Annotated in this window: 17 protein-coding genes and 2 pseudogenes; 7 read left to right on the forward strand and 12 right to left on the reverse strand. The window is 49.0% G+C overall.

Annotation, left to right across the window (positions count from 1 at the left end; translation table 11 throughout):
- Together IQ219_RS03910 and zds are read right to left on the reverse strand one after the other, a co-directional pair.
- The coding region (locus IQ219_RS03910) for an SRPBCC family protein (protein ID WP_194071788.1) at positions 1-324 on the reverse strand (324 nt) is incomplete at its 3' end.
- A 15-nt stretch (positions 325-339) separates the two neighbouring features.
- Positions 340-1809, reverse strand: a complete 1470-nt coding sequence (gene zds / locus IQ219_RS03915) for a 9,9'-di-cis-zeta-carotene desaturase (RefSeq protein WP_194071789.1) — start codon at positions 1807-1809, stop codon at positions 340-342.
- A gap of 156 nt (positions 1810-1965) precedes the next feature.
- On the opposite strand from zds, the gene IQ219_RS03920 reads away from it, so the two are divergent.
- Together IQ219_RS03920 and IQ219_RS03925 are read left to right on the forward strand one after the other, a co-directional pair.
- Entirely contained in the window at positions 1966-3540 is a 1575-nt protein-coding gene (locus IQ219_RS03920; protein WP_194071790.1) for a pitrilysin family protein, read from the forward strand.
- Complete coding sequence (locus tag IQ219_RS03925; RefSeq protein ID WP_194071791.1) at positions 3537-4190, forward strand: cobalt-precorrin-8X methylmutase; 654 nt, start codon at positions 3537-3539, stop codon at positions 4188-4190. Before IQ219_RS03920 ends, IQ219_RS03925 begins: the two co-directional genes overlap by 4 nt.
- A 39-nt stretch (positions 4191-4229) precedes the next feature.
- On the opposite strand, the gene IQ219_RS03930 is transcribed toward IQ219_RS03925, so the two are convergent.
- The 6 genes from IQ219_RS03930 to IQ219_RS03955 all read right to left on the reverse strand — a co-directional run bounded on the left by IQ219_RS03930 (position 4230) and on the right by IQ219_RS03955 (position 9124).
- Positions 4230-5609 carry a Mur ligase family protein gene (locus IQ219_RS03930; protein ID WP_194071792.1) on the reverse strand — a complete coding sequence of 460 codons (1380 nt, stop codon included), beginning with the start codon at positions 5607-5609 and terminating at the stop codon, positions 4230-4232.
- Positions 5610-5797: 188 nt separating this feature from the next.
- Positions 5798-7012, reverse strand: coding sequence for a hypothetical protein (locus IQ219_RS03935; protein WP_194071793.1), 1215 nt, complete (start codon positions 7010-7012; stop codon positions 5798-5800).
- A 128-nt stretch (positions 7013-7140) separates the two neighbouring features.
- Positions 7141-7995, reverse strand: coding sequence for a carboxylating nicotinate-nucleotide diphosphorylase (gene nadC, locus IQ219_RS03940; protein WP_194071794.1), 855 nt, complete (start codon positions 7993-7995; stop codon positions 7141-7143).
- A gap of 63 nt (positions 7996-8058) precedes the next feature.
- Positions 8059-8298 carry a BrnA antitoxin family protein gene (locus IQ219_RS03945; RefSeq protein WP_228016698.1) on the reverse strand — a complete coding sequence of 80 codons (240 nt, stop codon included), beginning with the start codon at positions 8296-8298 and terminating at the stop codon, positions 8059-8061.
- A gap of 34 nt (positions 8299-8332) precedes the next feature.
- The gene (locus IQ219_RS03950) at positions 8333-8629 is read right to left on the reverse strand and encodes a BrnT family toxin (RefSeq protein ID WP_194071796.1); all 297 of its coding nucleotides are present in this window, start codon (positions 8627-8629) and stop codon (positions 8333-8335) included.
- Between the two features lie 36 nt (positions 8630-8665).
- Positions 8666-9124, reverse strand: coding sequence for an NfeD family protein (locus tag IQ219_RS03955; protein ID WP_190598062.1), 459 nt, complete (start codon positions 9122-9124; stop codon positions 8666-8668).
- A gap of 282 nt (positions 9125-9406) precedes the next feature.
- On the opposite strand from IQ219_RS03955, the gene IQ219_RS03960 reads away from it, so the two are divergent.
- From IQ219_RS03960 to IQ219_RS03970, 3 genes are all read left to right on the forward strand, one after another.
- Complete coding sequence (locus IQ219_RS03960) at positions 9407-9619, forward strand: hypothetical protein (RefSeq protein WP_223342375.1); 213 nt, start codon at positions 9407-9409, stop codon at positions 9617-9619.
- Positions 9620-9864: 245 nt separating this feature from the next.
- Entirely contained in the window at positions 9865-12969 is a 3105-nt protein-coding gene (ppc, locus tag IQ219_RS03965; protein WP_194071797.1) for a phosphoenolpyruvate carboxylase, read from the forward strand.
- A gap of 98 nt (positions 12970-13067) precedes the next feature.
- Positions 13068-13736, forward strand: a complete 669-nt coding sequence (locus IQ219_RS03970) for a response regulator transcription factor (protein WP_194020855.1) — start codon at positions 13068-13070, stop codon at positions 13734-13736.
- A 112-nt stretch (positions 13737-13848) separates the two neighbouring features.
- Here IQ219_RS03970 and IQ219_RS03975 read toward each other — a convergent pair whose 3' ends face one another.
- The gene (locus tag IQ219_RS03975; protein ID WP_190598059.1) at positions 13849-15552 is read right to left on the reverse strand and encodes a serine/threonine-protein kinase; all 1704 of its coding nucleotides are present in this window, start codon (positions 15550-15552) and stop codon (positions 13849-13851) included.
- Between the two features lie 277 nt (positions 15553-15829).
- Between IQ219_RS03975 and pheT the strand changes: the two genes are divergently transcribed.
- Positions 15830-18262 (forward strand): phenylalanine--tRNA ligase subunit beta, encoded by a 2433-nt coding sequence (pheT, locus tag IQ219_RS03980; protein ID WP_194071798.1) that lies wholly within the window; start codon positions 15830-15832, stop codon positions 18260-18262.
- 136 nt (positions 18263-18398) lie between these two features.
- Here pheT and IQ219_RS03985 read toward each other — a convergent pair.
- Positions 18399-19262: pseudogene (locus IQ219_RS03985) on the reverse strand (IS630 family transposase).
- Between the two features lie 89 nt (positions 19263-19351).
- The gene (locus IQ219_RS03990) at positions 19352-19642 is read right to left on the reverse strand and encodes a transposase (protein WP_228016699.1); all 291 of its coding nucleotides are present in this window, start codon (positions 19640-19642) and stop codon (positions 19352-19354) included.
- Between the two features lie 188 nt (positions 19643-19830).
- Between IQ219_RS03990 and IQ219_RS03995 the strand changes: the two genes are divergently transcribed.
- On the forward strand, positions 19831-20847 hold the full coding sequence (locus IQ219_RS03995; RefSeq protein WP_194071800.1) for an IS4 family transposase: 1017 nt from the start codon (positions 19831-19833) through the stop codon (positions 20845-20847).
- On the opposite strand, the pseudogene IQ219_RS19980 reads toward IQ219_RS03995, so the two are convergent.
- Positions 20811-21016: pseudogene (locus IQ219_RS19980) on the reverse strand (hypothetical protein); the annotation flags it as partial. The gene IQ219_RS03995 and the pseudogene IQ219_RS19980 overlap by 37 nt on opposite strands.

Raw genomic sequence — 21016 nt, forward strand, 5'->3', positions numbered from 1 at the left:
GTTATAGGCAATGGTGAGGCGGACAATACTTTTCTCTTGGCGATCGTAAAAGCGCACGGCGCCCCGGTTGGGCAAACCATCCACCGATTCCCATTGAATAATTTGTTGGGAAATTAATTTAGTAATCCGCGACAGCCAGGTGAACTCCAAACTGCCACTGGCCAGCTTCCACCGGGAAAGCTCTGGATCATCTTCCAGCACTTTGACGGAATCAATCCATTTCATCCAGCGGGGCATCTGCTCCAGGTCAGACCACAGTTGCCACACCAATTCAATGGGAGCATCCACTTCCACCTGCACACTATGTTCTAGCCAATTAGCCATGGGATTTGAGAAAAATTATTGGGGGGAAGGGACGGGGATTTGCAAACGGGCTTGGTTAGCCAAAACGGCCTGGGCGGCCTGGCGACCGGATAGGGTGGCCCCCTCCATACTATCGATGTAATCCTGTTGGGTGTAGCTACCGGCTAAAAAGAAGTTGGCGATCGGGGTTGCTTGGCTGGGGCGGAAAAGATCCATGCCCGGTGCTTCCCGGTATAGGGATTGGGCTAATTTAACCACGCTGTACCAAGTCATGTTCAGATCCGCTGCGGAAGGGAACAGAGCTTTAACCTGTTTAAGCACACGATAGGCGATCGCCTCGTTGGACTCTTTCATAAAGGGATCACCGGGGGTCAATACAAGTTGCAACAGGGAACCTTCCCCGGGTCGGTAATAATCGGCGGGACTGGTGAGGGCTAGGTCAGCAAAACAGGAAAATTCTGCATCGCTGGTATAGAGCAGGTTGTCTAACCCAAAGGCTTGTTCTAGCTGTTTGCGTTTGGCTGGGTCATTCATTTCCTTTACCCAGCCGTCAAAGCGCAGTTGTACTGTGGCCACAGGAACGGTATCCAGGTAGTAAATTTTGTTGAAAAAGTCCCATTGGGTGCGCCAACTTTCCGGCAACAGGTTTTTAATGCCCGGCACGTCACAGGCGGCCACATAGGCATCGGCGATTACGGTTTTGCTGTCAGAGCCATCGTTGATCACTAAGCCGGTTACTTTAGTTTCTCCGTCAAATACCTTGGTTTGAATTTCCTTGACTCGATGCCTGGTGTAAAACTTGGCCCCCCGTTTTTCCAAATATTCCTGAATAGGTTTATGTAAATATTCCTGGGGTGAGCCTTCCAACATCCGCAACACCGAGGCTTCCGTGCGGGCGGCAAACAACTGAAAAATGGTCAGCATGCACCGGGCAGAAATGTTTTCCGTATCAATAAAACCCAACGCATAGGCGATCGGGTCCCACATTTTTTTCAAACTACCTTCGTTACCGCCTTTGCTGAGGAACCATTCGGCAAAACTGATTCTGTCTAAATCCCGGATGGTTTTCATTGCTCCATCGAAGTCCACTAAGCCCCGCACAATGGGACTGGTGGCCAGGGCAATGGAGTTGGCGATTTTATCTTTGGTGTCTAGTTGGGACGTGGTGAAAAATGCCTTTAAACCGTTGAAGGGAGCGCCGGTGAAGAAACGAAAATCTAATTCGCCAATGCGGCCCCCTTGGTTAATGAAGGTGTGGGTATGTTGCTTGAGCCGCAAATTTTGCTTAGCCCCCACCTTTTCCATCAAGTTGAAAAGATTGTAGTAACAGCCGAAAAAGACATGCAAGCCCATTTCGATGTGGTTGCCGTCGCCGTCCACCCAACTGCCCACTTTGCCGCCGATGAAACTCCTGGCTTCGTAAAGTTCAACTTCGTGGCCCGCATCCACCAATTCCACTGCGGTGGCCATGCCCGCCAATCCCGCTCCTACAATTGCAACACGCATTTCGGCTTCACCCTATGATTGAACTTTGCCAGATAAATTAGCACTGTTACAAATTTTAATCTTCCTTAAACCCTCCCGGCAAGCGCCCAAGTTCTCCACCGCGATGGTCTAAAGTGATGGGTAGAAGTAGTTTGCGTTCATAGTTTATTGCTCCCCATGCCCCTGCCGGTCTTGAGTTCCTTGCCCCGTTCCCTTTGTGCCCTGGTGCTACTGTTAGCTCTGCACAGTCCTTTGCTGTCGCCCACCCCGGCGATCGCCGCTGACCTCAGCCCCGTTAGGGAAAGAAATAGCCAAACCCTCAAACCCTACCTCGACCAGGCGATCGAACGGGTGACGGAGTTTCAACTGGATAATGGTTTGAAATTTATCGTCATGGAAAATAATGAGGCTCCAGTGGTGTCCTTTTACACCTACTTTGATGTGGGGGGAGTGGATGAACCGGTGGGAAAAACCGGCGTAGCCCACTTTCTGGAGCACATGGCCTTTAAGGGTACAGAACGCATTGGCACCAAGGATTTTGCCCAGGAACAGAAGCTACTAGACCAATTGGACGAAGTGTTTGGACAAATCACCCAAGCCAGGGCCAAGGGGGATAAGGAGGCAGAGGCCAAGTTAGAGGAAAAATTTCAGCAAATTCAACAACAGGCCCAGAGCTTGGTGCAACAGAATGAATTTGGGCAAATTATCCAGATGGCCGGGGGAGTGAGCTTAAATGCAGCCACCAGTGCCGATGCTACGTTTTATTTCTACAGTTTGCCGGCCAACAAATTGGAACTGTGGATGTCCTTGGAGTCGGAGCGGTTTTTGGAACCGGTATTTCGGGAGTTTTACCAAGAACAGGAGGTAATTCTAGAAGAGCGGCGTATGCGCACGGAAAATAACCCAGTGGGGCAAATGGTGGAGGAATTTTTAGACACTGCTTTTACTAAGCACCCCTACCGTCGCCCGGTGATTGGTTATGACGAGGATATCCGCAACCTTTCTCGCCAAGATGTGACGGATTTTTATGAAAAATATTACACCCCTGGCAATATGACCATTGCGGTGGTCGGAGATGTGAAGGCTGACCAAGTGAAAAGTTTGGCGCAGAAATATTTTGGTCGTTTCCCTAAGCGCCCCCCTACGCCCCAGGTAACGGAGGTGGAGCCCCCCCAAACCACAGCAAAGGAAATTAATTTAACCCTCCCTTCCCAGCCTTGGTATTTCGAGGGTTACCACAGCCCAGCCTTTGCTGACCCCGATAGTGCGGTGTTTGACGTGATGACCACCATTCTCAGCAGTGGCCGCACGTCCCGTTTGTATCAATCCCTGGTGGAAGAGCAACAGTTGGCGTTGATGGCCCAGGGCTTTAACGGCTTTCCAGCGGATAAATATCCCAATCTGTTGATGTTCTATGCCCAGAGTGCCCCCGGCCGCAGTTTGGATGAACTTAGCCAAGCCCTACATGGGGAAATTGAACGGTTAAAAATGGAGCCTGTAACCCAGGAGGAACTGGAACGGGCCCAAAACTTACTACAAATTTCTGCATTGCAATCCCTCAACTCCAATATGGGCATGGCCCAACTGTTGGTGAAATACAATGTGCGTACCGGAGATTGGCGTAATCTTTTTGTCCGCCTAGAGGCGATCGCCGCTGTGACTCCGGAAGATATTCAACGGGTGGCCCAGGCAACGTTCCGCCCGGAGAACAGTACCATTGGTCGGATTTTGCCGGAATCTCCAAACCCATGATTCCCCTAGAACATCCAATTTTGCTGGCAAGCTTTGCCCACATTGACCGCACTGTAGGGCCCCACAATCTCTCTCCCCAGGAATACGCCATTGCCCGTCGGGTGATCCACAGCACCGCCGACTTCGATTTTCTCCACCTGCTCCGTTTTGCCCCGGATTTAGCCAAGGCTGAATTTGATCCAGATTTGCTAGAAAACCAGGCGATCGCCAATGGGGTAAAAAGTTTGCGCCAGGGCCAAACCATTGTGGTGGATGTGAATATGGTCAAACAGGGCATTCAAGGTTTAGTACAGCGGACTTTTAACAATCCCATCCAAACGGCGATTGATTTTGCGCCCACGGCCGCCCCTGGCAAAACCCGCACTGAAACCGGCATGGACCACTGTATTACCCAATTTCCCGAAGCGATCTACGTCATTGGTAATGCTCCCACCGCCCTTTTAACCCTTTGTCAGGCGATCGCCGCCGGTGAGGCCAGACCAGCTTTAGTGATCGGAGTGCCGGTGGGCTTCATTGGGGTTTTGGAAGCCAAGAAAACTTTATCCACCTTGCCCTGTGCCCAAATTAGGGTGGAAGGGAATAAGGGTGGTTCCCCCGTGGCCGCTGGCATTGTCAATGCGTTACTGATGTTGGCCTGGCAAGAACCCTGAAGAAATTACTGGGGGCCAGGGGGCGTTTCCCACAGACTCCTAGAGAATTTTGCGGCCAGTTAGGATACCCCGCACTTCCAGCATGGCAGTGTAGGTGGGAATGATATGGAGAGTTTCTTCCTCAGGGGTGAGTTCCAAGGCAATTTGCACTGCTTTTTCGAGGTTTTCCTCCAAAATTAGACTTGAAGTCTTACCATTCCACGGTTCCTCACCTTGGCTTGGTTGAATTAAATTTTCCTGGCTATATTGCAAACGTAGGGCCATGTCATAAAGGCGATCGCCGCTGACGATGAAAGTTCCCCCGGATGCCACCAGGGGTTCAGTGTCCACATCCCAAATCCAAGAAACGTCGGTGCCATCGGCAATGCGGTCATTGAGTACCAACAGGGTAGTGGAGCATTGTCCTTGCAGTTTAAGGTCATTGACAGCCCGAATGGTTTCATTTAAGCCCACCGGATTTTTAGACAGGAGAATGCGGACATGTTTGCCCTCCACGTCTAACTCCTCTGCCCGACCAAAGGCCGCCTTGAAACTGCGGATGTTGTTGAAAATTTTCTCTGTCTTGATGCCCAATTGTTGAGCTACCAAACCGGCGGCTAGGGTGTTGTATTTGTTGTAAACACCAATGAGAATTTGGGGCCACTCACTGCTATGGAAAGCCGGCTGGCTTTTGTGAAATCCACAGCTAGGACATTGAAAATCCCCCAAATGGGAAAGGTAAACCCCTTGATAATCTAGGGAAGTGCCGCACTGGGGACAGTGAATGGAATCCACCGCATGGGGAATTTCCTCCAGGTATAAATCTGGTTCGCTCAAGCCAAAGTAACAAACCTGTTGGGCTAACTTTTGCCCCAGATGGGAAAGGGTCGGATCATCAGCATTGACGGCAATAATGGTGTCTTCCGGCAGGGGGGCGATCGCCTTTTGCCAGCGCTGACTAATGCTATCCACTTCCCCATAGCGGTCTAGTTGATCCCGGAAAAGATTCAGGGCCAAAATTGCCCTGGGTTGACAATCCTTGAGCACCAGGGGCAGGACATTTTCATCCACTTCCAAAATGGCAAAATCGGTGGATAAACGCCCAAATAGGTTGGCATCGGCCAACAGAGCAGTAATTAAACCATTGATCAAGTTAGCGCCGGTGGCATTGTGGGTCACCCGATAACCCTGGTCCACCAAAATTTTTCGTAACAACAATGAGGTAGTAGTTTTGCCATTGGTGCCCACCACTAAAATCACCCCCTGGGACACTTGTTGAGCTAACAGCCCCAGCATTTTGGGATGTAAACGACGGGCAATTTCCCCCGGTAACACACTGGCGGAACCCAAGCGCAGGGCTTTGACCACGGCTGTAACAGTCTTGGCCACCCCCACTGCAATACCGAGGCGGATCCCATCGGCGATCGAAAGATTACTCATAAACTATTAAAGGAAAATTGACTGCTCCCCCAGGCAGGGCAACGAAACTGGGTTGCATTGACTCCGGGGTGGGAATAACCGGGGTTTTGCATCGAAATGGTCAACGCCATTGTCCATTGAGCTGAGGCCGATCCCAACTTCAACTCCATCGGGCTGCTATCTTGCCTGATTGCGGTGCAAGCTTAAGATTACCCAATCGGGGTAGAACGGGGCAAAAAGCTGGGCAGATCAATGGCACGACGGGAAGGTCGAGGTTCTTTGACTGCAAAAGTTAGTCGATCAATGGCTGGCACTGCTGGGGTCGGGGAAGGTTGGAGCGGGGGAGAAATTTCCTCTGTTTTATCCCCATGGGTTGCCTCTGTTGGGGATGTAATCTCCTGGGCAGGGGATGGGGAATAATTAACTAGACCCGGTGTTAGGTCGGCCACGGGGGCACTGGGCGGTTCATTGTTAACACTGGAGAATGAAGCCAACACGTCGCCGACGCTGGCCCAGGGTTTCACTTCCTTGGACTGGGCCGTTACATTGGCCACCACCTCACCAATGTCGCCCAGGGGCAGAAGATCAGGTTGGGCCAGGTATTGCTCCAGGGCAGACTTATATTGGAGGGCGTAGCGTTGTTGCCGTTGCAGACGGGCCCTTAGTTCCTGGAGTTGTTGCTCAAAGCGGGCCACTTCCGAGTCATGGCGGCCGATCTGTCCTTTTAATTGTTCATTTTCCGCTGTGAGGCTAGTTACTAGAGCTTGGAGCTCTTGGTTTTCCGCCCCCTTATCAGCCATTCCCCCATCCAGTTGATTTTGCTGAGCGATGACCTGCCCTTGGCTCACCTCCAATTGTTCCGTCAGGGTTTCCACCTGCAATTGTTGTTGCTTACAAGCTTCTTGGTAAACCTGCAGTTCCGCCACCGTATGGGCTAATTGTTCCTGAGCCTGGGTTAGGGCGATCGCCTGGTCTTGAATCAAATTTTCGGCACTGGAAGCTCGACGCTGGTGTCCCAGGAGTTCCTGTTCTGTGGAAGCTAGACGTTGCCCCAGACTAATAACCTGTTCCTGTAAGGCTTCATGGGCACGGAGAAAGGGTGGAATTAGGACCACAGGGTTATGGTCGTCCACTTCTTCGTACTGTAAATCGTCTCCCTCGAACATAACGGACGTTTCCTGCTCCAAGGGGGTCATTTCCTGCAGGGCCACTTCCCCAGCCAATTCCGTTTCCACCAGCATTTCTTCTAACATTTCAATGCCATCGAGCATGGTGCCGAAATGCTCCTGGTCAGAGGGATTTACCTGCTCCTGTACCTCTCCGCCTATCCCATTGAATAGCAGGGCCAATTCTTCGGCGTTGACATCCGCCGTATCATCATTGTCAGGCTCAGGGAAAAAAGACAGGAAATCGGAATTATTCATAAAAACTTGGGGCTGGGGGAAAGCGGAGGACAATGGCTATGGGCCGGGGGCAAGCCGTCACTGCCTATTGAAGATGGCTCGACTCCGGTTTAAGTTTCCAAGGCTGGGCATAAATTAGCCAGATTTGTTCAATTTTGCACAATTTGCATGCTCAAGTCTAACCAGGGGGAACGGGTGATGGGGGCACTGCTGGAGATAAAGTCCACCCCCGTGCTGGCGATCGCCGTGAGATTGGCCAGGGTAACGTTGCCGGAAGCTTCAATGCGGATGAGGGGGTTGGCTTGGCGAATTAATTTAACTGCAGTGGCCATGGTTTCAGTGTCCATGTTATCCAGCATGATAATTTCCACCTGGGCGGCGATCGCCTCTTTCACTTCCTCCAAATTGCTGGTTTCTACCTCAATGGCCAGGGGATAGGGCAAATTTTGCCGTAGGGTATGTACGGCTTTAGTAATGCTTCCTGCCGCTTGAATGTGGTTATCCTTGACCATCACCGCATCATCCAAGCCGAGGCGATGGTTCATGGCTCCCCCCAAACGGCTGGCATATTTTTCCAACACCCTCAACCCTGGGGTGGTTTTCCGGGTGTCCACAAAACGGCTGGGATAGTCGGCGATCGCCTGGACATATTGCCTAGTCATGGTGGCAATGCCGCTCAAACCCATCACCAAATTGAGCGCCACCCTTTCCCCAGTCAGTAAACTGCCTAAATCTCCCGCCATGGTGGCAATTATGGTGCCGGACTGGACGGTTTTACCTTCTTGGTCTAATCCCTGAAATTCCATGGAGGGATCCAAAAGCTGGAAAATACGGGCGGCCATGGGTAATCCGGCCATTACACCGTCTTCCTTTGCCACCCAACGGGCTTGGCCCCTATGTTGTAAACCAAGGCCCTGGGTAGACCAATCTCCCCGACCAATGTCCTCCGCCAACCATTGCTGGAGCCAAGGGTCAATAATTATCCAGGGGGGTAAACAGGTCATGGGGACTGGGTTCGTTACCAAAATTTACGTCAATTCCTATATTCTCCCTAAATTGGGGTCAACCTAACGTTGGGCAACGTCAACTAAAGCCTCTTGAATTACTTCATCAGTGACACCGTGACGCTTAAGGCTAGCAATCAATGCCAACACAGCGTCGTTATCTAGGAGTTCCAAATCAGACCGCAAACCTTGGCCAATATAAGCCCTTACCAAGGGTTGATGACCAGAAAAGCCAAGGGAAGGCGCAACTCGCTTCAAATCTTCCATTACGTCTGCCGGTATGCGGACTGTAATGGTCGTCATAGGACGATTCTTGTCTAACCGCTTTTTTAGTGTTTCAGGCTTCATAAAGATCCCTCTCCTGACGTGTCGCTTTGCGGGCTGAAATGATTCGAATAGCTTCATTCTCTCGTTCAATGAAGACAACGTACAACAAATTCCAACGTCGATCCAAGCCGATCACCGCTTCCCTTGCTTCATCATTGCGACTGGCATCAATTACCACAAGCATGGGATCGAAGAAAGCTTCCACAGCCTGCTCAAAAGTAATTCCATCATGGTTGAGTGGATTAATTCTTGCTTTCCCCTCATTCCAGATGAATTGAATGCCGTTAAAGCAGAAGTTGACATCCATTGACAATATTTTGGTTGGGACAAGATTAAATTCCTGTCAAAAATTTGGGTGTTGAATATCCGATCGCCCTTGGAGAGCATTGGCCGGATAGACCAATAACGTATTGCCACTGCGCCCCACCACATAAACTTTTTCATCAATGGCGATCGCCACATCGGGATCCTGACATTCCGCTCGCCAGGAATTGCCCTCATAGAGCACCCGACCAGTTTCCCCGGGCAAAATAGCTGTCAAACACTGGCCCTCCACCGCATCCCGCAAAATACTTTTCTGCCGAGGACGGGGGAGAAAGCGCCGCAGTAAAATAATTGACAACACCGATAATCCCAGCCAACAAAGGGACTGGAGCGCAAAACTGCCGGGGACCAACAGGGCCACCCCAGCGGTGGCCACAGCGCTTAACCCCATCACAACGGCGACAAAATCCACCGGGAAAATAACTTCCACAAGGCAGAGTATGGTGCCTGCTACAATCCAAAGATAAACAGGGGACATATAAATGGCTTGGGCCTGCGGTTGAAGCCGGAAAATCAGCAACTGGGAAGAAAATGCTCCCCTCTTCCCCAATCCTAACCCAGTCCATTGATTCCCGGTGATGGCAACTCTGTTGAATTTTCTTTACAATTGTGCTTGACTTGACAGTCAAGCTCCCCAAAGTTGAGTTAACCTGAAGGTAGTTGAGCTAAGGCCGACAACATAGCTGTATTTGGCTGTTACCTCAAAGTTACGTCGGACCCCGTTCGTTGTTTCCTGACCACCACTGCGAGATATAAAAATATGACTACTGCTACCCTTGCATCTGCTTCTAACTCTGATTCCGCCATCTGGAACAGTCTCAAATTGGCGATCGCCGACAGCTCCGGTTTCAAATGCTGGCAGGATGATAACGGTGAGGCTGTGGTGTCTAAAACGGAAACTGTGGCCCCTCTCCTGCTAGACGCCCAAGTACGTCACTATCTGCGTCAAACCCTAGAAACCCTAGCCTACTAGACACCACTCTTAAGTTTTTGTTCATCTATGACTGCGGTGATTTTGGCTTTTAGTGCCCTACTCCATTGTCTTCTTCCTTCCCCTGCCCCAGGGGTTTTTTTCTGCCTTAATCTGGGGAGAGCATCGACAAACCGCTGGCTGTAGCCTGGGATGCGGAGTGAGGGGGTGATAATCCCGTAGTATCTTGTACAGTAGCAACGCATTCTGGGTGTTGTTAGCGTCACTATCTTGTCCTAGAGGTTCCCATGAACTTGGCAGTTCCTGCATTCGGTCTTTCCACTAACTGGTCTGGTAATGGCAATGGTTCCAACTCTGAAGAAGAGTCGGTGCTTTACCAGCGGTTAAAGATGGTGGAGGAATTGTGGGAAAGGGTGCTACAGAGTGAGTGTGGCCAGGAATTGGTGGATTTACTGACGGAATTGCGGCTCCAGGGTACCCATGAGGCGATCTCCAGCGAGATTTCCGAAGAAGTCATCATGGGCATTACCCAGCGGATTGAGCATTTAGAACTCAATGATGCCATCCGGGCAGCCCGGGCTTTTGCGTTGTATTTTCAGTTGATTAACATTGTTGAACAGCACTACGAACAAAACGAGCAACAACGTAACCGTTGGGAAGCTTCCCAGGAAACCAACTTCTATGAGCAGGCTGGCAATGAAGAAGAACTGGTGAACCCATCAAGACTTGGGTCCTCGGCGGGGCCCTTGCCGGTAGGCATTGATCAAAACGAAGTGCAAGCTTCAGTGGGTACTTTTCACTGGTTGATGAGGGAGCTAAAAAGTCTCAATGTGCCCCCCCAACATATCCAAGATTTACTGGATCATCTGGACATTCGTCTGGTCATCACCGCCCACCCCACGGAAATTGTCCGCCACACCATTCGCCGCAAGCAAAGAAGGGTAGACCGCATTCTGCGCAAGTTGGATCAACTCCAGGGTTCCGTTGTGGGTCGGGACTGGCTCAACACCTGGGACGCAAAAACGGCGATCGCCCAATTAACAGAAGAAATTCGTTTCTGGTGGCGCACCGACGAGCTCCATCAGTTCAAACCCACCGTGTTGGACGAAGTGGACTATTCCCTCCATTATTTTGATGAGGTGCTATTCGATGCGGTGCCGGAATTGTCCAAACGCCTAGGGCAAGCCATCAAGGAAACCTTTCCCCATCTGCGGGCCCCCCGGGCTAATTTTTGCTATTTTGGCTCCTGGGTCGGCGGCGATCGGGACGGCAACCCCTCCGTAACTCCGGAGGTAACCTGGCAAACGGCTTGTTATCAAAGGGGTTTAGTGCTGGGGAAATATCTGTTTAGCTTGGGAGAACTGGTGGCTATTCTCAGTCCTTCCCTCCATTGGTGTAAGGTGTCCCAGGAATTGTTGGATTCCCTAGAACGGGACCGCATTCAATTGCCGGAAGTGTACGAGGAACTTTCCCTCCGCTATCGCCAGGAACCTTATCGTATGAAGCTGGCCTACGTTACCCAACGGCTGGAAAATACCCTGCGACGCAATAACCGTTTAGCCAACCCGGAAGAACGGCAAACCATGATCACCATGCCGGCCGAAAATCACTATCGCACTGGGGAAGAGTTATTAGAGGAGTTAAGACTAATTCAGCGTAATCTCACCGAAACGGGGCTGACCTGTTTGGAGTTGGAAAATCTAATTACCCAGTTGGAAGTCTATGGCTTCAACTTGGCCCAGTTGGATTTCCGCCAAGAGTCCTCCCGCCATGCCGAGGCGATCGCCGAAATTGCTGAGTATATGGGGGTACTCACCACTCCCTATGAGGAAATGCCCGAAGCGGATAAATTGGCCTGGCTGGCGATCGAACTCCAAACCCGCCGGCCCCTAATTCCCCAAGAAATGCCCTTTTCGGAACGGACCAGGGAAACCATTGAAACCCTCCGCACCCTGCGCCACCTGCAGATGGAATTTGGGGTGGATATTTGCCAAACCTACATCATCAGCATGACCAACGATGCCAGTGATGTGTTGGAAGTGTTGCTATTGGCTAAGGAAGCCGGATTGTATGATCCCGCTACGGCGGCCAATTCTCTCCGTATTGTGCCTCTGTTTGAAACGGTGGAAGACCTGAAAAACGCCCCGGGGATCATGGATTCCCTGTTCACCTTGTCCTTTTACCGTGCCACCTTAGCCGGCAGCTACCAATCCCTGCGGGAATTGGAAAGTCATCCCCTGGATTATTATCAAATTCCCACCACCAAGGCCCAATTAAATCCCGGTAATCTCCAGGAAATTATGGTGGGCTATTCCGACAGCAACAAAGATTCGGGCTTTTTAAGCAGTAACTGGGAAATCCATAAGGCCCAAAAAGCGCTCCAGGCTGTGGCCCAAAAGCATCGGGTCATTCTGCGGTTGTTCCACGGTCGGGGAGGGTCCGTCGGTCGGGGGGGAGGCCCAGCCTATAAAGCCATTTTGGCCCAGCCCGCAGGCACCGTGGATGGTCGGATCAAAATTACCGAACAAGGGGAAGTGCTGGCTTCTAAATATTCCCTGCCGGAGTTGGCCCTCTACAATCTGGAAACTTTAACCACGGCGGTGATCCAAGCTAGTTTACTCAAAAGCAGTTTTGATTTCATTGAGCCCTGGAACCGGATTATGGAGGAGTTGGCCTGCACCGCCCGCCAGGCCTACCGCAGTCTAATTTACGAAGAACCGGACTTCCTGGACTTTTTCCTTACCGTTACTCCCATTCCCGAAATTAGCGAGTTACAAATCAGTTCCCGCCCGGCCAGGCGTAAGGGGGGCAAAGCGGACCTCAGCAGTTTGCGAGCCATTCCCTGGGTGTTCAGTTGGACCCAAACCCGTTTCCTTTTGCCGGCTTGGTATGGGGTGGGTACGGCGTTAAAATCCTTTGTGGACCAAGACCCGGTCAAGAATATGAAGTTGTTGCGCTACTTCTACTTCAAATGGCCTTTTTTCAACATGGTGATCTCGAAAGTGGAAATGACCCTTTCCAAGGTGGACCTCACCATTGCCTCCCACTATGTGCAGGAGTTATCTAAGCCAGAAGACCGGGAGCGATTTGATCGCCTTTTCCAGCAGATCAAGCAAGAGTACCAATTAACCAGGGATTTTGCCATGGAAATTACGGCCCATCCCCACCTCCTCGATGGCGATCGTTCTCTGCAACGGTCGGTGTTATTGCGCAATCGCACCATTGTGCCCCTGGGACTACTGCAGATTTCCCTGCTGAAACGCTTACGCCAGGTAACCCAGGAAGCGGAGACCAGTGGTGTGCGCTACCGTCGTTATTCCAAAGAAGAGCTACTGCGGGGGGCCCTGTTGACCATCAACGGTATTGCAGCGGGAATGCGTAATACTGGCTGATTCGGTGATAGGGTACCTAATATTGAGCTAGGGGCAAGGGATTATCCCCTTCCGCCGCCGCTGTGTTTGAACATTGCCTAACACCATAACCCCTAACCATGGAGAAAATTCGCATTGCCTTAATTGAAGATGAAGATTTAATTCGCCAGGGCTTGCGGGATGCTTTGAACACCGAGCCTAGTTTTCAGTGGGTGGGGGAAGCAGCCAATGGCCGGTTAGGGCTGGCAATGATGGAAGAACAACGCCCCGACGTGGTGATCATTGACATTGGTTTGCCAGACATGAGTGGCATTGATGTTACCCAACGGCTCAAAAAAGGCCCCCTTAATTGCCAATGTCGGGTGGTGATTTTGACCCTCAATCACCAGGAGGAAACGGTGTTGGCCGCCTTTAGTGCCGGGGCCGACGCCTATTGCATGAAGGACAGCCGCACGGAGTTGTTAATTGAGGCTATTCAAGCTACCCACGGTGGTTTTGCCTGGATTGACCCGGCGATCGCCAGAATAGTATTGGCCCATGCCCCGGCGGCGGAACCATCGGAACCGTCTTCCCCCACTCGAACATCTTTGTCCTATGGGTTAACGGAAAGAGAATTGGAGGTTCTGCAATTAATTGTGGACGGTTGTAGTAATGCCGACATTGCAGAAAAACTCTATATCACCGTGGGCACAGTGAAAACCCATGTCAGAAATATCCTTAATAAGCTCTGCGCCAACGACCGTACCCAGGCGGCGGTGCGGGCCATCCGCTCTGGACTGGTTAACTAAGGTCAATCAATTTGGGTCATTGACATTGCCGGTGGTGATGGGGCCCCAAAGTGAAATGCTGGTTCTTACCCTAATTGCTTGATCGGAAAGAGTGGGTATGTAGGCCCCAACCCTATCTCCGCCGACTGGAACCGGGCAGGACTGTGCGCCAATTGGTTTTAGCAAGCTTTAACTGCTCTGGGGATACCTTGGCTGAACCCAAATCTGCCCCGGAGAAGTTAGCACCCTGGAGATTAGCGTATTTAAAATTAACGCCGCTGAGATTTGCTCCCCGTAGATCCGCCCCCCGCAGGTCGGCATAGCCAAAGTAAGCATCGCTCAAATTGGCCCCTTTGAAGACGACATTTTTCAATCGTGCCTTGCCGAAGTCTGCCCTAGTCAGCTCCGCTTGCTCAAAATTGGCATTGGTCAAATTAGCTTGGTAACAGTTAATTCCCGGCACAAACGCTTTAGCCAAAACGATGCCAACTAAATTCTGATCGGCAAAATCCCGTTTCCCCTGGGCATACTCGGCTAAAAAAGTTTTACCATTCCAACGTTTAATCTCCGGTTGGTTGGCGATCGCCGGTTTTTCCTCTTCCCGTTCCCGACGAGAAAGGGGCTTTTGGTTAACCATATTGTAGTCAATCCCCCCTGCCCCAACAGGGCCTCCATCCCCTGCATTGGAAGCAGGGCGCACCCTAGTGGCCGGAGGCTCAACATTTTTGGGTTTAGCGGTGCGGGTTTTAATGCCAGTGTTAAACCTAGTGGAGCTAGGTCCCCTGGACTGAACATTAGTGTTAAACCGAGTGGATGGGTCACCATAGTCTGGGGAAGAACTATTCCCCATGTGGATCCCCGTCGCCGGTTCATCCCCAGTCCCCGTTATGGAGCTAAAGGGGGTGGAAACCATGCCCTGCATCATGCCATCTTCATAGGTGGGCATCTCCAGGGCATCCAGCACCTGTTGGGCACTCTTGTAACGGTGACGCACGGAAAGTTCCAACATTTTGCGGATCACTTCAGCAAATTTGCTAGAAACTGTCACATGTTTTTCCCAGTCCATTTCCCCCGTTTGACTGTTGCAATCAATCTCCTTGGGAGTCTTGCCAGTTAGTAAATATAAACAAGTTACGCCAGTGGCATAAATATCGCTGGCGTAAACTGGGCGCATGGCCATCTGTTCCGGGGGGGCAAAACCCGCCGTGCCCACCGCAAAAGCCGTTAAGGCTGTTTGAGCCGAGGTGTTGGAAGATAAAACTGAATCAATTTGATTTTTCACCGCCCCAAAATCAATCAGCACTAATTTTTGGTCCGTTTGGCGACGAATTAGATTAGCTGGCTTGATATCCCGATGAATAACTTTTTGGGAGTGGATATAGTCAAGGATGGGCAATATTTCTGTTAAAAATTGCTTGACACTGCCCTCGGTAAAAGTGCCATTTTTTTTCACTTCTTGGTGCAAATTATGTCCTTTTACATACTCTTGCACTAAATAAAACTGATGATCATCCTCAAAGTAATCCAGTAAACGGGGCACCTGGGGATGATTACCGACCCGACCCAAGGTCTGGGCCTCCCGCTCAAATAGTTCCTTGGCCATGCGGAACACATTGGGGTCATCGGTTTGGGGGCGCAACTGCTTTACCACACAGATGGGAGTTCCGGGCAGTGCCACATCCGCCGCCGCAAAAGTAGCCCCAAATCCTCCCTTTCCCAATAAACCCAAGGTTTGGTAACGACCGTTCAGACGCAAGCTACTGCCGCAGGCTTGGCACACCTGCACGTTATTCGGGTTTTTAGGATGGGGACAATTGGGATTAACGCAAAAACTCATTCCGGTTCACCAGATGGTGTGATGTAAGACTAACCTATGCTTTATCGAATTCGTTAAATTTTCCGAAAAGTTGATGGGATTGGGAAGGCCACTCTATTTTAGGCTAGTTAGCGGGAAACTTTGGTTCATTGAGCCCCCGCCACTATAAATTTGTTCCGAAAGTCGTCAAACATTGGTTGGAATGGCCTGGGGTAATGCCTTCAGCGATACAATAGATGCCGCTGACGCCACAGCAAACCAAGCAAGCATTAATAAAAATCAGTAGAAAAGGAAACCCATGCGTATCTCTGTCAACTGGCTGCAATCCCTGGTTGAACTTAATTTGTCTCCGGAAGAGCTTGGGGAATTGCTAACGATCGCCGGTTTGGAAGTGGAGGAAATCGAAGACCGTCGAAGCTGGGCGGCGGGGGTAGTGCTGGGGCGAGTCATTTCTCGGGAAAAACACCCCAATGCGGACAAATTAAGCGTTTGCGTGGTGGATATTGGGGCAGAGGAACCCTCCACCATTGTCTGTGGAGCCCCCAATGTGAGGGCAGACATTCTCGTGCCAGTGGCTACCCTGGGCAGTTATCTACCTAAAGTGGATCTAAAAATTAAGCCAGCCAAGTTAAGGGGAGTAAAATCCTCCGGCATGATCTGTTCTTTGGCGGAGTTGGGTCTCAGTAAGGAATCGGCGGGCATCCATATTTTTGACGACTTGAATTTGCCCCTGGGTAGTCCCGTGGGGCCTCTGCTGGGCTTAGATGATGTGATTTTGGAAATTAGCCCCACTGCCAACCGGGCCGATGCCCTCAGCATGGTGGGGGTCGCTCGGGAAGTGGCGGCCCTCACCGGGGGTAAGTTAAGCCTGCCGGAAGTGGAGGAAGTCTCAATATCGGACCAGGATTTGCCCATCAGTGTGACGGAAACCCAAGCTTGCCCGGCCTATGTGGGCACTGTGATGCGGGGGGTGAAAGTGGGTCCTTCCCCGGATTGGTTACAACAAAGATTGTTAGCGGCGGGGACCAGACCCATCAATAACGTGGTGGATGTGACTAATTACGTGCTCTTGGAATGGGGCCAGCCTCTGCACAGCTTTGACCAGGATAAATTGCAAGCCCTAGGGGCCGTAGCGGATATTCACCTGGGGGTGAGGTTTGCCAAGGCAGGGGAAAAGTTGATTACCCTGGATGACCAGGAACGGACATTGCAACCCCAAAATTTATTAATTACCGCCCATGACCAACCAGTGGCGATCGCCGGGGTGATGGGGGGAGCGGCCACGGAAGTGGATGAAAATACCCAAAATATTGTGCTGGAAACTGCCCTATTTGATGGGGTCACCATTCGTAAATCCAGTAAGGCCATTAACCTCCGCAGTGAATCTTCCACCCGCTATGAACGGGGCGTGAACCAGTGTGAATTGGAAGTGGCTCTGCATCGGGCGATCGCCTTAATGACAGAACTGGCCGGGGGCACCGTGGTTCGTCAGGGCAAGGCCGATCAACGGCAAAACCTAGGGGAAGCGGTAATTAATCTGCGTTTAGAACGCCTGCAACAATTGCTGGGTAAAGTGAATACCCCCCATGGTATTGGCGAGATTACCGCTGAAGATGTGGAAAGAATTTTGACCGATCTAGGCTGTGGGTTAACCCGACAATCCGATAACGCTAGTCCCGTGTGGGCTGTGACAGTACCGTCCTACCGCCAACGGGACATTGAACGGGAAATTGACCTCATTGAAGAAGTGGCCAGGCTCTACGGCTATGACCATTTTTGTGAACAGTTACCCAACAATGCGGTGCCCGGTGGTTTATCCCCCACCTATCAAGCTGAATTGGCCCTGCGGGAAGCCTGTCGGGGTGCTGGTTTAACGGAGGTGGTCCATTACTCCCTCGTCAAACCCCAGGGACCCGAAGTGGTATTGGCCAATCCCCTCTTTGCGGAATATTCCGCTCTCCGCACCAATTTACTCGATGGTTTGATCACCGCCTTTGCCAATAACCAGGCCCAAAATAATGGAGCTTTGAATGCTTTTGAAGTGGGTCGAGTTTTTTGGCAAAACGAAGGGGACATTGGTGAAGCGGATCACCTGGCGGGCATTTGTGGCGGTCCCCAAATTACCCAAGGCACCTGGCCTCAAGGTGGTAAACCCCAAGCCATGGGTTGGTACGATGCCAAAGGTTTATTAGAAGAAATTTTTCAGCGTTTGGGTGTAACGGTCACCTACAGCGGCGATCGCCAAGATCCCCGCCTCCATCCCGGTCGCACTGCCTTATTAAGTTGTAACGGAACGGTGTTGGGTCGGTTTGGGCAACTCCATCCCCAATTACGGCGAGAAAAAGGTCTGATTGATGAAGTTTACGCCTTTGAAATCGCCTTAGCCCCCCTATACCAAGCCATGGAAACCCAAATTCTGGGTACGCCCCATTTCCGTCCCTACTCCCCCTACCCAGCGGTGGCCAGGGATTTGGCCCTCTATGCTCCCCTGGAATTAACGGTGGCGGAACTTACCCAAGCCATGGTCAAAGCCGGTGGCAATTTACTCGAACAGGTGGAATTGTTTGATGAATACCGGGGGCAATCTGTCCCGGCTGGACAACGCAGTCTCGCCTTCAGTTTGGCCTACCGGGTCGGCGATCGGACCCTCACCGATGCCGATGTGGAACCCCTCCATAATCAAATCCGGGAAGCGTTGACCAAGCAATTTGCCGTTAGTTTACGCAGTTAAAAAGGCTTGGAAAAGCTCACCCAAACCTCTAAGACTGGGGGAAAATGGACAAAAGTCCCCCCATTATTGCCATAGCTTTAGTAGGTTTATTTTTTGGGAAAAACTAAAACTTTGCCAATGGGCTTCTATAGTCATTTTAAATAAGACTGAGATTGAAGTCATTACAATAAGAGCGGATAATTTCATCAAGGCTTGTTCCTTCTGGAGCGTACATTCTATTCCTTTTTAATACACTAAAATCATGCTCGATATCATTTAAATCAGGAGAATACTTGGGTAAAAAGACAACCAGATGACCTGCTTCATTAGCTAATTCTCTAATAGCTGTTTTACGGTGAATAGGAGCATTATCCATTATTGATATTGATGGAATGCCGAGTGACGGTAACAAATATAAACTTAACCAACTTTCAAAGCCTTCTGCATTCATACTCCCGGTAAAAACCATCGGTGCAATCAAATCTTTTTTTCCTTTTCTTCTTTCTGCCACTAGATTTTCTCGGACTCCCCTTTTTCCTTGTCTATCTCCATAAATTTTCTTTCCTTTTTTTGACCAGGCATAAATACAAGCTTCGATTGCTTCAAATCCTGATTCATCTATGTAAACTATCGCCCGACTACCATAGACCTTGATTAACTCTCTTAATATTCTATAGTACTTCATTCGTTCATCTCGGTTTCTTTCTCGATAACGTAGTTCTTTTTTTCTGTTTATTTTCCTTTTCTTTAATGCATAACATATGGCACTCGGCCTTACTCTAAATTTATTGGCTCTGTCTATCAATCTTGCATCTGGATTTTCTTCTACGTCTTTTTCTAAAGCTTTCTAGTCTAATTTTCTATGGCAATGCTCTACTTTTGTTGGATTTAGATCCACTCTACTTAACCATCTGTATATTGACGCTCTTCCCATCTTATATATTTTGGCAGCCTCGGTTATACTTCCTCCAGCTTCCACATAATCTACTACTCTTTGCCTTAAGTCTAAACTATGAGCCATTGTTTAAATCCTTTAACTCTTACGACTTATTGTTTAACGATAAATCGTCTCATTGTCAATTGAAATGACTATATCCCTCTTCCATCAATCTAGGCAGATGAATGGCAGAATATGTCCCATGAATTGACCAAATATCTTAATCGATCTAGCTCATTAACTTTATTAAAAAGCTTGGTCAACTCATCTAAAACATGGGTAAATGGAAATACTTTTAACCAATTTTTGATAAGATTTATTGCATTAAGTACAGCAACAACTAATCGGATATTGTTTAACCAGTTCTTCCAGCCGCCTTCTTTGTTCCATTTTTCATGATTTTGATGATGTCTTGGCATTGAATTTAGTGTCGAATTAAAATCTTCCTCGTAAAGGCAAACCATGCAATATGCACACATTACTAACTCCCACCATTTTTGGATCTGCTTATAGTGAGTTACCCTAAAATCAGCCCATCCTAATTCACTTTTACACTGTTTAAACCCAGAAGTGTTGAACGATAGTTATAAAGAAGGAAAAAGCCCTTTAAAATGATAGAATAAAGGGCAGAAATATTAAAATAGTTAAAGCAATGATATCAAATTTTGGACATATTGTCAAAACTCATCTATCTAATTTTCCTAAAGATGACTACCCATTGTTAGACACATTTAAGTTTGTGAGTATCTGGTTAGGCTTGGTCTTAGACCAGAGCCAAACAAGCATGAGAAGTATGTTTAAAAGACTGAACTTGCGAGGGGAGACAGTAGATATATCTACATTCTCAAAAGCAAGCAAAAAAAGGGATGTCGGAGTTTTTAGGGAAATGATATTTTCCTTAAAAAAGGAATTGTCGAAGAAAAAGGAAATTAAGCACGGAGAATTGGAGATATTTCCTCTCGATTCAACCATTGTGAGCATAACTAGTAAGTTGATGTGGAACCTTGGGTTTCATCAGGTAAAACTATTTAGTGGGATTAATTTATCAACAGGGGAGCCGGGGGGAATAGTAATTCACTTTGGACAAGGTCATGATAATAAATATGGGAATGAAACAATAGAAGAGACTCCAGAAAATGGAGTAGCAGTAATGGATAGAGGGTTTTGCGACTTAAAGAGAATCAAGAGATTACAAAAAGAGAATAGCAAATATCATGTATTAAGAATGAAGAATAATATAAATCTAGAAAAATTAGCCAATGATAACTATATGGTTGGAACTGGAAAGAATAAAATAGAGAGTAGGGTGGTAATGTTTACCCATGATAATTTAGAGTTTAGATTAGTTACAAATTTACCTATAAAAAGCACAGAAATAGAAGGAGTTAATGATGAAGAAATAGCAGAAATTTATAAAAAAAGATGGCAAATAGAATTGTTATGGAAATTCTTAAAAATGCACTTAAAACTGAATAGGCTGATTGCCAAAAATGAGAATGCAATTGCGATTCAAATTTATACCTGTATAATTGCTTATTTGATACTGAAATTACTGGTAATCCCGAAAGAAGCAGGTACAACAATGTTAGATAAACTACGTTATCTACAGGCTTTCATGTGTGAAAAAATAAGCTATGTACACTGGCTAAGGGAGTTAGCACTAAGGTGATGAATTTGCTTTGCTATAGGGTTATTCTGCTTATTTTTTGGTGGCACATAAATACCATTCAACGTTTCTGGTTTAAACCCATATTCTATCCATTGTCTTACTCCATATATTTCACCGACCTCTTTATATTTAATATTGGGTATTCGAGTCATCACAAACCACCCCTCTT

The organism is Synechocystis sp. LEGE 06083 (genome assembly GCF_015207725.1).
Lineage (GTDB): Bacteria > Cyanobacteriota > Cyanobacteriia > Cyanobacteriales > Microcystaceae > Synechocystis > Synechocystis salina.